The 15474-nt window shown below is 66.4% G+C and carries 14 protein-coding genes; 11 read left to right on the top strand and 3 right to left on the bottom strand.

From position 1 onward, the window contains the following. Nucleotides 1-190 precede the first annotated feature (190 nt). From HUV06_RS08405 to HUV06_RS08365, 9 genes are all read left to right on the top strand, one after another. Complete coding sequence (locus tag HUV06_RS08405) at nt 191-1411, top strand: FkbM family methyltransferase (protein WP_174300823.1); 1221 nt, start codon at nt 191-193, stop codon at nt 1409-1411. 99 nt (nt 1412-1510) lie between these two features. After that, nucleotides 1511-2662 (top strand): acyltransferase, encoded by a 1152-nt coding sequence (locus HUV06_RS08400; protein ID WP_174300822.1) that lies wholly within the window; start codon nt 1511-1513, stop codon nt 2660-2662. A 73-nt stretch (nt 2663-2735) separates the two neighbouring features. Further along, on the top strand, nt 2736-2972 hold the full coding sequence (locus HUV06_RS08395; RefSeq protein WP_174300821.1) for an acyl carrier protein: 237 nt from the start codon (nt 2736-2738) through the stop codon (nt 2970-2972). A gap of 22 nt (nt 2973-2994) precedes the next feature. Next, nucleotides 2995-4791, top strand: a complete 1797-nt coding sequence (locus tag HUV06_RS08390) for an HAD family hydrolase (RefSeq protein WP_174300820.1) — start codon at nt 2995-2997, stop codon at nt 4789-4791. Next, the gene (locus HUV06_RS08385; RefSeq protein ID WP_174300819.1) at nt 4784-6076 is read left to right on the top strand and encodes a hypothetical protein; all 1293 of its coding nucleotides are present in this window, start codon (nt 4784-4786) and stop codon (nt 6074-6076) included. Before HUV06_RS08390 ends, HUV06_RS08385 begins: the two co-directional genes overlap by 8 nt. Beyond that, nucleotides 6073-6942, top strand: a complete 870-nt coding sequence (locus tag HUV06_RS08380) for a WcbI family polysaccharide biosynthesis putative acetyltransferase (RefSeq protein WP_174300818.1) — start codon at nt 6073-6075, stop codon at nt 6940-6942. Before HUV06_RS08385 ends, HUV06_RS08380 begins: the two co-directional genes overlap by 4 nt. 118 nt (nt 6943-7060) lie before the next feature. Next, nucleotides 7061-8314 (top strand): glycosyltransferase family 1 protein, encoded by a 1254-nt coding sequence (locus HUV06_RS08375; RefSeq protein WP_174300817.1) that lies wholly within the window; start codon nt 7061-7063, stop codon nt 8312-8314. Further along, nucleotides 8295-9131: a hypothetical protein gene (locus tag HUV06_RS08370; RefSeq protein ID WP_174300816.1), complete on the top strand. Its 837-nt coding sequence runs from the start codon at nt 8295-8297 to the stop codon at nt 9129-9131. Before HUV06_RS08375 ends, HUV06_RS08370 begins: the two co-directional genes overlap by 20 nt. 51 nt (nt 9132-9182) lie before the next feature. Next, nucleotides 9183-10526, top strand: a complete 1344-nt coding sequence (locus tag HUV06_RS08365) for a glycosyltransferase (RefSeq protein ID WP_174300815.1) — start codon at nt 9183-9185, stop codon at nt 10524-10526. Nucleotides 10527-10752: 226 nt separating this feature from the next. On the opposite strand, the gene HUV06_RS08360 is transcribed toward HUV06_RS08365, so the two are convergent. The 3 genes from HUV06_RS08360 to HUV06_RS08350 are packed head-to-tail and all read right to left on the bottom strand — an operon-like array spanning nt 10753 to nt 12931. Then, nucleotides 10753-11892, bottom strand: coding sequence for an HlyD family secretion protein (locus tag HUV06_RS08360; RefSeq protein ID WP_217433727.1), 1140 nt, complete (start codon nt 11890-11892; stop codon nt 10753-10755). Next, nucleotides 11889-12338: a PaaI family thioesterase gene (locus HUV06_RS08355; RefSeq protein WP_174300814.1), complete on the bottom strand. Its 450-nt coding sequence runs from the start codon at nt 12336-12338 to the stop codon at nt 11889-11891. The genes HUV06_RS08360 and HUV06_RS08355 overlap by 4 nt, the downstream gene beginning before the upstream one ends. Further along, the gene (locus HUV06_RS08350; protein WP_174300813.1) at nt 12335-12931 is read right to left on the bottom strand and encodes a TetR/AcrR family transcriptional regulator; all 597 of its coding nucleotides are present in this window, start codon (nt 12929-12931) and stop codon (nt 12335-12337) included. The genes HUV06_RS08355 and HUV06_RS08350 overlap by 4 nt, the downstream gene beginning before the upstream one ends. 83 nt (nt 12932-13014) lie before the next feature. On the opposite strand from HUV06_RS08350, the gene HUV06_RS08345 reads away from it, so the two are divergent. Next, a complete protein-coding gene (locus HUV06_RS08345) occupies nt 13015-14592 on the top strand; it encodes a DHA2 family efflux MFS transporter permease subunit (RefSeq protein ID WP_174300812.1) in 1578 nt (525 codons plus the stop codon). 13 nt (nt 14593-14605) lie between these two features. After that, on the top strand, nt 14606-15474 hold an 869-nt coding region (locus HUV06_RS08340), incomplete at its 3' end, for a TolC family protein (RefSeq protein WP_174300811.1).

Below are 15474 nucleotides of genomic sequence, written 5' to 3'. Positions count from 1 at the left end.
CCGCCGAAAACGCGCCGGATGGGATGACGACTACCTCCAAGCCGTCATCTCCCAAACCGCTTGATCCCTTCAAGCGACTCCCCTGCTGTCAGCAGCCTCCGCTTGATCGTAGCCGAGCTCTTGCTATAGATGAGACGGGGCTGACGTCCATTTGGTCTGTGATCGGCGGCCTGTTCGCGCCCGGATAGCGATGTCAAGCACAATCAACCTCGCGCTGGGTAAGCCCGCCTTCCAGAGTTCCATCTGCACTTGGTCCATGGGGCGCACGCGCGAAGAGGACGCCGCTTTCGCCAACGATGGCGTGCTCGATCGCGAGCATGGCAACCACACTGATCTGGAGCGATCGCCCTGGTGGCGGGTTGATCTCGGTGACGAGTACGTCATCGACCGCATCTGCCTCTATAATCGCTGCGCTCACGCGGAGCGGCTGAGCCGGTTCAGCGTTCTGGTTTCGCTGGACGGCGTCACCTGGCGGAGCATCTTCCGCAAGGCCAATCTGACGGTGTTCGGCGCAAGCCCGGACGAGCCGTTCGTCATCGACGTGAAGGGCGCGGCCTCGGCGCGCTGGGTGAAGATCCGCTCGGACGCCGACCAGGTCCTGCATATTCGCGAGTGCCAGGTGTTTGGTCGCCTGCCGTCGCCTGGGGAGAGCGAGGCGGCCAGGCGTGACTTCCAGGCTGCCGAGGCCGAACAGGAGGCCTTCGCTTCGGGGCGATCGGGCCACACAATCGAGATCGGCGGCTTCGAGGTGTTCGCCGACACCGGGCGCTACAGTCCAGCCATTCTAGGCGCGCTGCAGCGTGGCGAATACGAAGCACGCGAGCGGGAACTGCTGTTGGAAATCATCCGCCCCGGCGACCGGGTTCTGGAGGTCGGCACAGCCATCGGTGTGGTCTCCATGACCGCCGCGACCGCCGCAGGTCCAGCGAACGTGGTCAGCTATGAAGCTAATCCTCACATCGTTGCGGACGCCCGTCGCAACTTTGCTCACAACGGGCTCGATCAGATCCGCGCCGTCAACGCGGTTCTGAAAAGCCGTGCGCGAGGCGCGGACGCGAAGGCGCAAACGGAGTTTCACATCTCGCGAGACTTCTGGGCCTCGCGGCTGGACGCTTCGGCGGGATCGGAGGACATCGTCGAGGTGATCCAGGTGCCCACCTTGTGTCTGGAGGACGAGCTGAAGGCTCATGGCGCCAACCTGCTCATCTGCGACATCGAGGGGGGAGAGGTTGATCTCCTCATTGACGCCGATCTCTCCGGTGTCGCGACAATCCTGTTGGAGACCCACTACTGGGCTACAGGCAAGCGCCAAGCCTCCGCGCTGGTGCGTAAGCTGGTCCAAGATGGTTTCGACATCGATCTCGGCCTTTCGGGGCGGCATGTCACTGTCTTCATGCGCGACCTGACCTGAGGCATGATCTATCTACTCCTGTCGGCGGCGGCAGGTGATCGCACGCGATCCGTTTCATCAACGCCGGGCCGCCTTTAGCTCAAGGAACTCGCTTTCGACATGGATGAGGAGATGAGCGACGACGGGGCGTCTGACGTCGGGGTGCTGCCGTTTGCGACGCTCCAGCCGAGCGATGTCATCGTCGGGATTTACCGCGCCATCCTGATGCGCGAACCGGACCCCAGTGGACTTGCCGGATCGTCCCACTTCCTGGCCTTGAGCGGATCGGTGGAGAGTGCCGTCGCCGGCATCCTCTGCTCCGCTGAATTTCGCGACAAGCTGCCCCGGTTGCTCGCCCACTACCAAGCCAAGCTGCCCTCCGACGAGATCAAAGCCGTGCTGGAGGGCGGCGCGGCGCTGAGCATGGAGGACTCGATCCGGCTGGACGAGGTCATCCGCAATCATCCGGCTTGGCGGGGCGAGCCCGTGCTGGCCCGCATGGGGCATCCGGCCTCCATGCTCAACAGGCCGCGCGTCTACAACCTGGACCAGCCTGGGGTCATCGCTGAGATTGCGCAGCTGGGCTTGCACGTCAATCAAAGCGAAACTTCGACCGGCAATCGGATCATCGTCGACGAGAGTGCATCCGCCTTAAACCACATCAACCTGCACTTCATCAACGCTTCACGAAACATGGTCGTTCTAGGCCCTCAGTGCTCCCTTCGAGGCGAGATCAACTTTCAAGGAAATGGTAATCTCTGTTATTGTGACGGAAAGGGCGGAGACGTCCAGGTCTACAGGGTGTTTTTCTATAGCACTGGCAGCGCTTTTGTGTTCGGCCAAGGCTCGACTTGCGTCTATGGCACCTTTCACCTTGAAGGACCAAACCGGCACATCATTGTCGCGCGCGACTGCATGATTTCCGGCGACGTCTACGCGGCAGGCACCGACAACCATGCCATTTTGGAAAGGAGCACCGGCCGAGTGCTCAACATTCCAGGCGACCTGCGCATAGGACCACGCGCCTGGATCGGCTTCGGTACAACCCTGCTGAAGGACGCCCATGTTGGAGAGGGAGCCATCGTCGCCGCACGCTCGACGGTGACGCGACCGGTCGCGGACAATACCATTGTGGCGGGCTCTCCGGCGCGGGTCGTCCGGACCGACGTCGACTGGGCTCGCAACCTGCCGTCTGAAGTGTCAGCGCTGAACGATGCGGTTGGCCCGTCTCTTACGTCGGAACTGACCGGCATCACCAATCCGGTCGGCTGACGATCGGGCACACACGGCTTTTGCCTCCCTGCGGGCTATGTTACGTTTCCCTAACCAGTTCCAGGACGACGCATTGGCCCAAACCTTGTACGCCGTAGTCGCTAACGCCCTCAACATCGATCCGGCTGGTGTGAACGAGGACTCCGGTCTCGACGCGACGCTCAACTGGGACAGTTTGCGGCAGGTCATCCTGATCACGGAGATCGAGCGCGCCTATGATGTCGAGTTCGACCTCGACACGATCAACAAGGCGACCTCCGTCCGATCGATCCGCGAGATGCTCTCCCAGAAGGGCGTGCAGGCGGACTGACATCATGGCTGCGGACGGCGCTATGGCCATCGGCCCTCTGGGGCGGGCCAAGACGGAGCTGGTCGGCGCAGGCCTGACTTCAGCGAAGATCTTCGACATCGGCGAGGAGATCGCTGCAGGCGTTGAAATATCAGGCGGCGAAAGCGCGCAGAAGCTCGCAATCCTGGGCAGCTTGACCACCGATTTCATCGCCCGTGCGGTCGCCTGTGGCGTGGCTCAGGAGGACGTTCGTCCCTGGATCTACCAGGGTCCGTTCGGCGGTATGGTTCAGGAAATCGTCGATCCTGCCTCGGGTCTTTATGACTTCCGACCTGACATCGTCCTGCTCTGTGTCGATTGGCGCGATCTGGTCTCGCCTCTGCCGGTCGACGCCCCGGAGGACGCCGTGCACGCGGCGATCGAGCAGAAGGTCGACACGTTCGAGCAGCTCTGGGCGGCGCTTTCAGAACGCAGTGGCGCGCGGCTGATCCAGCACCTGCCGCCCCCGCCGACGGAGCGATTCCGAGGCGTCTCGGAACGCCTGGCGCCTGCAAGCGCCCTAAATCAGGTGCTGCTGGCCAACCGGCGCCTGATCGAGGCTGGACAGGGTCGGGTAACCTGGATCGAGCTCGACCGGCTGGCCGCCTCGCTCGGCGCAGCACGCTGGTGCAGTCCGCGCATGTTCCATTCCGCAAAGCTGCCGTTCGACCAGCGCTTCCTTCCCGAATACCTGATGGCCTTCCGTGGTGCGTGGCGAGCGGCGTGCGGGCGCGCCAAGAAGGTGCTCGCGCTCGATCTCGACAATACCCTTTGGGGCGGCGTCGTCGGTGACGACGGAGTGGCGGGACTGCAACTCGGCCCAGGCTCCGCCGCAGGAGAAGCCTATGTCGAGTGGCAGGCCTATGTCCGCGGCTTGGCGGAGCGTGGCGTCATCCTCTCCGTCGTCAGCAAGAACGACCCGGGGATTGCCGCGGAAGGGCTTGCGCACCCGTCGTCCCTTTTCAAGCCTGCTGATTTCGCAGGCTTCGAATGTTCCTGGGGCGACAAGGCCGGAGGCTTGCGCCGGGTCGCCGAGAGGCTGAACCTAGATCTGGCTTCGATCGTGTTCGTCGACGACAACCCCGCGGAATGCGCCCTGGTGCGGGCGGAGGCGCCCGAGGTGTCCGTCGTGGAGTTGGGGGCCGATCCGACCCAGTTCATCGCGCGGCTGGATGCAGGCTGCTGGTTCGACCTGGATCGGCTGACGACGGAGGATGTCGGTCGCAGCGCCGCCTACGTCGCGCGTGCGCAAGGCCTCCAGGCGACGGACACCGTGATAGACCTGGCCAGCCATCTCGGAGGCCTCTCGATGGTCGGGCGCGTCTCGCCCGCTACGCAGCCCGACCTGGCGCGGCTGGCGCAGATGGAGCAGAAGACCAACCAGTTCAACCTGACCACCCGGCGCTACCGCGAAGCGGATCTGGCCGCCTTCATCCCACGACCCGACGCCGTGGTGCTCGCCCTCTGGCTGAAGGATCGGTTCGGCGACCATGGCCTGGTGGCCAGCCTCGTCGCCGTCGAGAGCGAGCGTGCGCTCCGCATCGACAGCTGGCTGATGAGTTGCCGCGTCTTCTCCCGGTCGGCGGAGCAGTTGATGCTGCGGGAGCTTATCGGCATCGCCCGCACTCGCCGTCTGGACCGTATCATCGGCCAGTATCTCCCTACCGCCAAGAACGGCGTGGTGGCCGAGCTGTTCAGTCGACTGGGCTTCACCAAGATCGACGGTTCACTATGGTCTCGGGAGACCGATGCGCCGATGAACGATCTGGAAACCCATATCGAACTCGCTCCAAATGGTTGAAGACGACTTCATCGATTTCGGCAACGGCCTCTCGAGCCGGGTCAAGGGCTCGGGCTGGTCGTTTCAGGAGGACGGCTTCACCTGGACCTCGGGCGATGCCGCAGTGCTGAACCTCCCGGCGAGGGCGGCGGGTGAAACGGGCCGGCTGATGCTTGCGGTCCACCCCATGACCTATCCGGGGCTGCAGGCCCAGCGTGTTGGCGTGAGCGTGGGCGGGCAGCGGGTGGCCGACCTCGTCGCCTCGGGCGATTGCGTGCTGGAAGTCCAGATACCCGCAGCGCTGAGCAGCCTTGGCGAAATGCTTTCGGTGGTGCTGCACCTGCCGGATGCGACCACCCCCACGCAGGCAGGACAGGGCAACGACGATCGTCGGCTCGGCCTCGCCGTCGCCTGGGTGCGCTGGTGCGGCGAAGGATCCGATGCCGTCGAGCATGTGGGCGCCAAGACCGTTCTCCTGGTGGCGGGGCGCCAGGTCGCCGCGCTTTCGGGCGTCTTCAACCGCCTCGACTGCCTGCAGGGGAGCCTGTCCCTGGTCGCGTGCGCACCGTCCATCGGCGAGGTCCGCCGGGCGATCCAAGGGTTTCCGAAAGGCCGCCTGTCAGCCATATGGCTCCAGCGCACGCTCGAAGGGCCAAGCCCCGAGAGCCTGCGCGAAGTGGTCGGCGACACGCCGATCGCCTCCTTCCCTGCCCTGTCCATGGAGCTTCTATGGCCCTTCGCGGGCCCCGATCCCCGGCTGGCGGCCGAACCCCCGCTCTATCCCCAGGGCCGCTATCCCTTCTCCGACAGCCTCGGCGCTCGTGTGGCGGCGGAGAACATCGCCGAGGATGACGTGGCCCTCCAGCGCTACATGGCGCTCAGCCAACAGCAGCTGCCGGATTTCGGAGCCGCTCTCGGCGCTTACGCTGAGGTCCTGAGGACCCGCGACGAGGAGTGCACGATCCCCCTCTCCGGCTTCATCCTGGCCGAGTTCCAAAGCACCCAGCTGTTCCACAGTCCAAGCGCCCCGACGGGGGCCTTGATGACCCACCTCGCGTACCAGCTTGCGGTGCACGGCGGCGTGTTCTCGGGTGCTCTTCTCGGGGCGGTGTTGTTGGAGTTGGATAGGTTGATGGCGGGGTATCTGGGGCTCTGGCACCAACAGCTTCCGGTGCATCCGACCATCGCGGCCGCCTATCACCTGCGCTGGCACGATGCGGGCGCACGATACCGCTGGTTCGAGAACGAGTGGCGATTTGAGGACTACACGCTGAACTACATCCGATGGGCCTCGTGGGCCCTATGACGACCGAGCGCGCCGTCCTCCTCATCTACTCGAACTGTCAGGGCATCGACCTGATCCGCCTGATGCGAAGTAGCGCCGTCCTGAGCGCTCATTTCGAAGTCCGGCTGGTGCAGTTCCACCTGATCGACGAAGGAAGCGACCGGCTGACCCCCGACGCCCTGGAGGACGTCACGATCGTCTGGGAGCAGCTTGGCTCTGATTTTCCGATGCATCGGAAACGCATGCATTCGCTGCGGCCTGCCGACGCCCGCACCATCACCTTCCCATCCCTGAACATGCTGGCCCTGTGGCCGTTCACCGGCATCGACCACCGCCTGGACAAGGAGCCGCTGTATCCGGCGGGCCGGTATCCCTGGCCCGACTACGTGGCTGCAGAACTGGATCCGCGCGGCGAGCTCGTGAGCGACGACGCCTTGTTCCAGCGCTACATGGCGGCCTCGACCGCCAGGTTGCCCGACCTGGACCGACGGCTGGCGATGGATGTCGCCCGCTGGCGCGAACGGGACGCCACGTGCGACGTCAAGGCTGCGGACCACCTGCTTGAGAGCTTCAGGACGGATCAGCTCTTCTACTCGTTCGCCCGGCCCACGCCCCACGCCATCCGCAACGTCTTCGATCAGCTGCTGGCCCGCACCATCGAGGATGCGGATCTCCTCGCAGAGGCCAGGGCCGACCTGGCCCGCCTCCTGCGCTTCTACGTCGGCTATGACATGGAAGAGTGTCCCGTCCACCCGCTGATCGCTAAGCACTTCAAGTTGGAATGGTATGATGCCGATGCCTTGTACCGCCACCATGCCAACGCTTTCACCTACCGGGACTACATAATCCGCTACATGCGCTACGACCCCTACATCCGCGGCGGCTGATCGGCACGGCGGCGACGCGCTCGAAGCGCGCCGCCTTGGAGAAGAGACGCGGCGGAGCTAAGGTCCGACCGTCGCGCCGAAATGGGTTTCTCGACGGACTGTTGGGAACGCGTCAGGTATGCCGAACGTCAGCGACTTGTTGAGTATGTCAAAGCGGATCCTCCTGCCGCCGGCTCAGCCGACGGTTGATCCTTTGCAGCTCAACTTGAGTTGCAGGGGCAAGCTCTACATCGATATCTCGCCTATGCAGGAACCGGAATTCACCGGCATACCGCACGTTGCTGCAAAGTTGTGCGAGGAGTTGCTCGGCGACCGGACGATGGAGCCCGCCTTCTTCTACAACCGCCATCAGGTGCCTATAGAGATTGTTGAACACCTGCTGCAGATGCGCAGCGGCTCGATGCTGCGATGGGCTGCCGCCAAGTTCGCCTTCAAGCCGATGCTGGAGCCCAGGTCGCGGCGCTACGAGACCTACGGCCTGCACACCAACATGAAGTTTGCACGGCGCATGTTCCCGATCGAGGGCCAGATCGTCCACGATCTCACCACCATCGTGACGCCTCAACATCATACCCCAGGCACAAACGAGTATCACCAAAGCAAGTTTTATGGAGACTTGATGTCCAATGACATCACCTTCGCAGTTTCCCACTCCACGGCCACGGACCTGAAGACGTATTATCCTGAGGTGACGGAGCGGGAGCTGGTCGTTTCCCATCTGGGTGTGGACTGGACGCACATCGATCAGCGCGCCCGCGATCTGAAGTTCGACGCAGAACGCTTCATTCTTGTCCTGGGTACGATCGAGCCGCGCAAGAACATCGGCATCGTGCTCGATCTGCTGAAACGCAACCCGCAGTTCGCCCGCACCTACCGGATCGTCATCGGCGGACGGGTCGGGTGGGGCTCCAAGTTCGAGAAGGAGATCGAGGACCGCGGCTTGAAGCCGCTCCTCGAGAACGGCCGCATCCTGCAGACGGGCTTCGTGAGCGAGACGGCCAAGTATCTCCTGTTCAGGAACGCCGCCGCGGTGGTCTATCCCTCGACCTACGAAGGATTCGGCCTGCCCGTGGCGGAAGCGGTTTCGCTGGGAGCTCCCATTGTGACGACACCCTCCTCCAGCATCCCGGAGGTCGGCATGGACTTCGCCTACTACTTCACCTCCGGCGACGTGGCCTCACTCGAAGACGCCCTGACGGCCGCCATCCGCCAGAAACACGTTTCGGTGAGCCGCTCTGGTGAGACCCTGGACTCGTGGCTTGAGCGGTTCTCCTGGAACCGCTGCTATACCACGATCCGGGACTCCTTCTTAGCTCTTGACCGGTCTCAGCCCCAAAGCTCAGGGATGCAGGATGTATATCGTCACGCGTGACGGGTCGGTGGTGGGCTTCTCCCAGTGGCCCTGGGACCAGCTCTACACGCCCGTCATGGCCTGCTTCGTCAACGGCCGCTTCCACACGCACACCGCCTGCGACCTAGCGCCCCAGACGGTGGGTCTGAGGGGGCCGGCGACCAGGTGCTGGTTCCGGCTCAGGCTGGAGAGTGACCTTGTGCAGCGCCTGGAGGACGGAGACCCGCTGGTCCGGCTGGCCCGCTTGGAAGACGGCGCCCCGGTGGAGATGGCGGATCAGCGGCGAGGCTCGCTGAGCCACGGCCGGGTCGAGGAACTGGTCTCGATAGGCTTTGGCGGCCGTGCGAAGCTGGACGGTTTCGCCGCTTTTCTGAGCGCACCTCCATCCTTCAAGGCCGACACCTTCTATCTCGATCTCCTCAGTCGCATTCCGGAGCCCTCGGGCCGGGAAGATCTTGTAAATGACCTGAACGGCGGGATGACGGTCTTCGAGGTCCGAGACCGCTTCCTTCGCTCGGAGGAGTTTCGCAAACGCGGCGTGGGCATGTCCGACGGCATCGGGTCACTCATCACCTCCCCGCTCTGGACCGATCTGGTCCGGTACGAGACACCCGGCGAGCAGATCCGACCGATCCGCAGCTTCCGGGTGAACGAGCACGGCGACCTCGCCGTCGACGACTATGTGGCTTTGGCTTGCGGGCTCATGCTGGAGCGAAAGCCCGACGTGGCCGAGGCGGTGCGCTACAAGGCCATGGCCGGCGCGGAAGGTCGACTGGCTGTTGCGCGTGAAATCTCACGCGAGGCGGCGTGCAACGGCGCCTTCTTCCAGGTCGCCTAGCGGAGAGGCCGATGGGCTTGGCTCCCTGTTCCCAGCTTACGAGAGAGTTCGATGCAGTTGAACACCGACCGTCTTCTGATCTCGCGTCCCTCGATCGCGCCGCAGGGCACCGAAGCGCTAGGCCAGACCCACTATTCCTACGGCTTCGCCGCCCACAAGTTCCAGCGCATGCTGGAGCAGAACGGCGTACGGGTGCTGACGGTCGCTCACCCCGAACAGTTCAAGACGGAAGCCTTCGCGCGCTCCCTCGGATTGAAGGAGGGCGCCTACGCCCACCTGATGTTCCGCAGCACAGAAAGCATAAGACCCATTCCCGGGGCCTACAACGTGGCTCATTTCGCCTGGGAGTTCCCTTATCTGAAGGCTTACGCCAGTCCCGACGAGCCGATCATCGAGCTGCAGACGCACATGCTGAACCTGTGCGACGAGGTTTGGGTATGCTGCACCTATACGTCCCGGGTCCTGGAAGAACACGGGATCCCGAACGTGCATGTGATCCCCTCCCCGATCGAGGTGAGCAATGCCGACCGCGGCTCGAAGGACCTCGCCTGGGAGCAACTTGGCAACGCCGAGTCGATCCACCTTGTGTCCTTCTCGACCAACTTTCAAAGCCTGCCCTTCGAACTCGATCGCGAGGAAGACTACGTCAAGCTGGCCCGGACCCACTCGCGTCCGCTGGGCCGCCAACCGCGCCTTCAGGGCGCACTCAAGAAGGGGGGGCCGGTCGTCGTCAGCGTGCTGAACCCCTACGACAAGCGCAAGAACCTCGCCAATCTGATCGAGGGCTTCCTCCTGGCTACCGCGGGTCGCGAAGACGCCGTGCTCGTCATCAAGCTTGCGACATCAGGCGTGGTCGAGCTCCCGGAGGGCTATCTCTACCATCAGATCCGGCTGCTGTTCGGCCGTCCCCACTGCCTCGACGAGGATCGGGTGATCTTTGTCGGCGGTTATCTGTCCGACGACGACATGGCCGCCTTGTACAGAGGGGCCGATTTCTACCTCTGCACGTCCATCGCCGAAGGTCAGAACCTGCCTTTGCTGGAGGCCATGGCGCATGGATGCGTGCCGATCTCGGTGCGCAACACCGCCATGATGGACTACATCAGCGAAGAGACCGCAGTCGTCATCGCCGAAAGCCGTTACAAGGGGGTATTTTCAGGCTTGGCCGGGGATGTCTCGGGCAAGACCTTTCCCATCAGCCTTTGCGACAGGTATCAGATCGCGGAGGCCGTCGAGCGGGCGACGAGCCTCCCGCCAGAGGCCATGGTGCAGATGCGTGCGGCCTGCCGCGCCACGGTCGAGCAGGGCTACGCGCCCGACGTGGTGTTCCAGAGGGTGCTGGATCGGCTGCAGGCTGTGGACGGTGCGATCACGCGCGAGGCGCTATCGGCCTGAGCCCGCCAGACCCGGCCGAGGCTCGCAAAGGGCCGCACGCCAAGCCCAAGCGCCGCCCGCGACATCCGGCGCTGGACGTCGCTCAGGCGAGGACTTCCGTCGCCACGGGACTTCGACTCGAGACGTGACGGGGCCTTCGTCGGCTGGGCTGTGGCCCTGAGCGGGCTGGCTCCTCGGGCTGGGCGGAGGCGCTGGTCAAGACCCGCTGGCCTAACGGGGTGTGGGTTCATCGCCGGGCCAGGTCCACCTTGGCCACCACCGACAGGCCTGGCCGCAGGTTGGCCAGCTCGTCCTCCTGACCTGCGTCGATGCGGAGGCGGACGGGGACGCGCTGCACCACCTTGGTGAAGTTGCCCGTCCCCGGCTCGTAGGGCAGCAGCGAGAACTGCGAGCCGGAGCCCGGTGCGAAGCTTTCCACGTGGCCACGCAGGCGCCGGCCCGGCAGGGCGTCGACCTCAACCGTCGCCGGCTGGCCGACGAGCATGCGCGCGGTCTGGGTCTCCTTGAAGTTGGCGGTGACGTAGAGCGCGCGCGTCGGCACCAGGGTCAGCAGCCGCGTGCCGGGCTGGACGTAGTCGCCGACCTGCGCCTGCCGATCGCCGACCATGCCGTCGATCGGTGCGCGGATCAGGGCGTGGCCCTGGTCCTGACGGGCTATGTCCAGGGCGGCGAGGGCGCGGGCGACGCCGGCCTGCGCCTGCGAGACCGCGGCCTGCAGGTCGGGCCGGCGCGCCCGGACCACGGCGGCCTGGTCGCGGCTGACCAGCAGCTCGGCGCGGCTGTGGTCGGCGTCGGAGCCGGCGGAGAGCGCCTGGGCGCGGTACAGGTCGGCGTCCCTTACGGCCACCGCGCCGCTGGCGGCGAGGTGCTCGTAGCGGGCCCGGTCGGCGGAGGCGCGGGCGTTCTGGGCGTCGCTGGAGACGATGGCGGTCTGGGCCGCGCGCACCTGCGAGGCGGCTAGCGCCTGTTCGGCGTCCAGGCTTGTCAGCGCCGCGCGGGCGCCCAGGACTTTGGCCTGGGCGTCCTCCAGCTCGGCGGCGGCGGAGGCGAGGCGGGCGTCGAACTCCTCCGGGTCGATGCGGATGAGCGGCTGGCCCACGCGCACCGCCTGGTTGTCGCGCACCAGCACTTCGGAGACGAGGCCCCGCACCTTGGGCGCCACGGTGGTGCTGTCGGCCTGCAGGTAGGCGTCGTCGGTGGAGACCGCGGGCTTGGCCGACAAGATGTAGGCAGCGCCGCCGGCCAGCAGCAGCAGGGCGCAGCCGATCGCGACCAGGGTCTTGGACGAGACCCGCGGCGGCCGCCGGGTCACCGTCAGGCCGGCCTCGGTCACGGGGTCACGGCTCGAGAGGGCGGCGGCGGTCACGGCGTGATGACCAGCAGGGAGGAGGTCGCCGACGCCAGCAGCCGGTCGTCGGTGTCCGTCAGCCTGGCCTCGGCAAAAGCCGCGCGGCGACCGAAGCTGACAATCTTCCCCTCCGCCCGCACCAGCCCGGTCTTGCTGGTCATCGCCTTGTGGTAGGCGACCTTCAGTTCCAGGGTGGTGTAGCCCTGCCCGGGCGCCAGCCTGGAGTGGACGGCGATCCCGCAGGCGGAGTCGAGCAGGGTGGCGGCATAGCCTCCGTGCACCGTGCCGATCGGGTTGTAGACCTCCTCGCCGGGCGTCCCCTCGAACACCGCGCGGCCTTCCTCCACCTCCACGAGGTTGAAGCCCATCAGCCGGCCGATGCCCGGCCGCGAACCCCGTGCCATCAGCGCCCGAAGCTGCTCCAGGCCGGTCAGGTGCAGTCCCGCCTCTTCCGCCAGGCTCATGCGTCTTCCTCCTTGAGGCCGAACCGCTCCAGCACCGCCTCGCGCGATCGCAGCAGGATGGCGTCGGACTGCGCCCGGTCGCTCACCGCCCGCGACAGCGACAGGGCGCCGATCATCTCGGAGAGGGCCGAGCCGGCCAGGCTCCCGGCATCGGGGCGGCCGGTCTCGTCCAGCAGGTCGCGCAGCAGGCCGGTCAGGCGCGCCACCCCCTCCTCGAACCGCTGCCGCGCCGGCTCGCCCATGCGGGGCAGGTCGCTGGACAGCAGCGGCAGCGGGCAACCCGTGTCGCGGGCGTCCCGGTGAGCGCGCGACAGGTAGAAGCGCACATAGGTCCGCAGCGCCTCGCGCGGCGGCAGGCCTTCGATGACGCGTCGGAAGGTGTCCTGCGCGTCGGCGAACATCCGCTGCACGGCCGCCAGCACCAGCTCATCGCGCGAGTCGAAGTGGGCGTAGAAGCCGCCGTGGGTGAGTCCTGCGCGCTGCATCACGCCGGCGACCCCGATCTGGCCCGGACCCTCCTGCCGGATCGCGCGGACCGCCTCGTCGAGCACCTTCTCGCGGGTGCGGGCCTTGTGCTCTGCGTCGTAGCGCATCTTGCGGCTCCCGTTTATATGATGCACGTAATACAAACCGGAGCCGGTCTGCAAGGGGCGGACGCCGGCGAGGCTCAAGCCGCATGACCCCAGCGCCGCTCGCGCCGTCCGACCTGCCGAGGCGGACCAAGTTCCTGATCTTCGCGGTGCTGGCTTTCGGCCAGTTCCTGGCGCTGATCGACATCCAGATCGTGGCGGCCTCGCTGAACGACCTGCAGGCCGGACTGTCGGCGGGGCCGGACGAGATCAGCTGGGTGCAGACGGCCTATCTGATGGCCGAGCTGGTGATGATCCCCTTCTCCGCCTTCCTGGCCCAGGCCCTGTCCACCCGGGTGCTGTTCGCCCTGTCGGCGGGGCTGTTCACCCTGGCCAGCATGCTCTGCGGCCTGGCCTGGGATATCCAGTCAATGATCGTGTTCCGGGCGATCCAGGGGTTCGTCGGCGGGGCCATGGTGCCCACCGTCTTCGCCACGGGCTTCGTCATGTTCACCGGCAAGGACCGGGCGATGATCCCGGCGATCCTGGGCATGGTCTCGGTGCTGGCGCCCACGCTCGGCCCCACGGTCGGCGGCTGGATCACCGGGGCGATCGGCTGGCGCTGGATTTTCTACATCAACGTGGCGCCCGGCATTGCGGTCACGGTGCTGTCGCTCTTTATGATCCGCCACATCGACCGGGCGGACCTCTCCATGCTCAAGCGGATCGACTACAGCCACCTCGTCGCCATGGCGGTGTTCCTGGGCGGCCTGGAATACGTGCTGGAGGAGGGCCAGCGCCACGACTGGTTCAGCGATCCGGGCATAGCGCTGGCCGCCTGGGCGTCCTTCGTCGCCTTCCTGCTGTTCCTGGAGCGCTCGTTCCGCTCCGGCGGCGCCATCGTGAACCTCGGTCCGTTCCGCAGCCCGACCTTCGCCATCGCCTGCCTGTTCAACCTGACTACGGGCTTTGGCCTATACGCCTCCAACTTCCTGATCCCGGTCTATCTCGGCCGTGTGCGGGGCTATGACAGCCTGCAGATCGGCACGACGGTCTTCGTCACCGGGCTGGCCCAGATCGGCGGCACGGTGGTGGCGGCGCGGCTGTCCCAGCGGCTGGACCCGCGCATCATGATCGGCTTCGGCCTGCCGCTGTTCGCGCTCAGCCTGTGGATGATGTCCTACATCACGCAGGACTGGGGTTTCGGAGCGCTGCTGGCGCCGCAGTTGCTGCGCGGGTTCGCCATGATGTTGTGCATCGTGCCGAGCGTGGGCTTGGCGCTGAACGGTTTTGCGGGCCCGCAGCTCCGCTATGCTTCGGGCATGTTCAACCTGATGCGCAACCTGGGCGGCGCCATCGGGATCGCGGTGGTGAGCGTGTGGCTCTCCGACCAGACCCGGATCCACGCCGAACGGTTCGGTGAAGCCCTGTCCGGGTCCGGTTCGCCCGCGACTGAAACCCTGCAGCGGCTGGCCTCAGGCCTCGCTCGGGTCACCCCGGATCCCACCCAGTCCCTGGCCATGGCCCAGGCCGAACTGGCGAGGGTGGTCGGGCGCGCCAGCCTGACGCTCGGCTTCCAGGAGGTGTTCCGCACCACCGCCTGGCTGTTCATCGCCGCGGTGCTGATGATCCCCTTCTGTCGTCCGGCCAGGGCCGGTGGCCCGCCGCCCGCCGATGCTCACTGACCGGAGCCCGCCCATGATCCGCGCCCGCCTTGCGCCCCGGCTCGCCGCAGCCGCGCTGGCCATGGCCATGCTCGGCGGCTGCACCGTCGGCCCGGACTACCACCGGCCTGAGCTGACGCTGGCCGGCAGCTTCCACGCGGCCCCGCCGCCCACCGCTCCCGCCGTTCCCGCCAACTTCAACGAGTGGTGGACGGGTTTCGGCGACCCCCTGCTCGACCGGACGGTGGCGCGCGCGCTGGCCCAGAACCTGGACCTGGAGGCGGCCCGCGCTCGGGTGGCCCAGTCTCGCGCGGCCGCCAGGTCTGCGGGCGCGGCGCTCTATCCAAAGGGCGAGCTGCAGGCGTCGGCCACCGACCAGCAGCTCTCCCTGCTCAGCCCGTTCGCCGTCGTGTCGAGCGAGGTCCCCGTCTTCCGGCGCAACTACGACCTCTACGACGTCGGCGCCGCGGCCTCGTGGGAGATCGACCTGTTCGGGGGCCTGCGCCGCAGCCGGCAGGCCGCCCGGGCGGACGCGGAGGCGGCCCGCGACGACGCGGCGGCGGTGCGTGTCTCCGTCGCCGCAGAGACGGCGGACGCCTACCTGCAGGTGCGCGCCTACCAGGCCCGCATCGCCGTGGCCCGGCGCCAGGCGGCGGTGGAGGCGCGCCTGGTCGACCTGCTGCGGGAACGGCGCGGCGAGGGCGTCAGCTCGGAGCGCGAGGTCCACCAGGCCTCGGCCGCCCTGCAGGGTGTTCAGGCCACCGTGCCGCCGCTTATGGCCGGGCAGGCGGGCCAGCTGGACCGGCTCGACATCCTGATGGGCGCCTCGGCCGGGACCTACGCCGCCGAGTTCGCGACCCCCGCGGACCTGCCGGCAACGCCCGCCCTGTCCGCGCTCGGCGG

It is taken from the genome of Caulobacter sp. S45 (assembly GCF_903642205.1).
GTDB lineage: Bacteria > Pseudomonadota > Alphaproteobacteria > Caulobacterales > Caulobacteraceae > CAHJWH01.
Note: the sequence above shows the minus strand (reverse complement) of the source record. Positions and strands in the feature narration are given on the sequence as shown.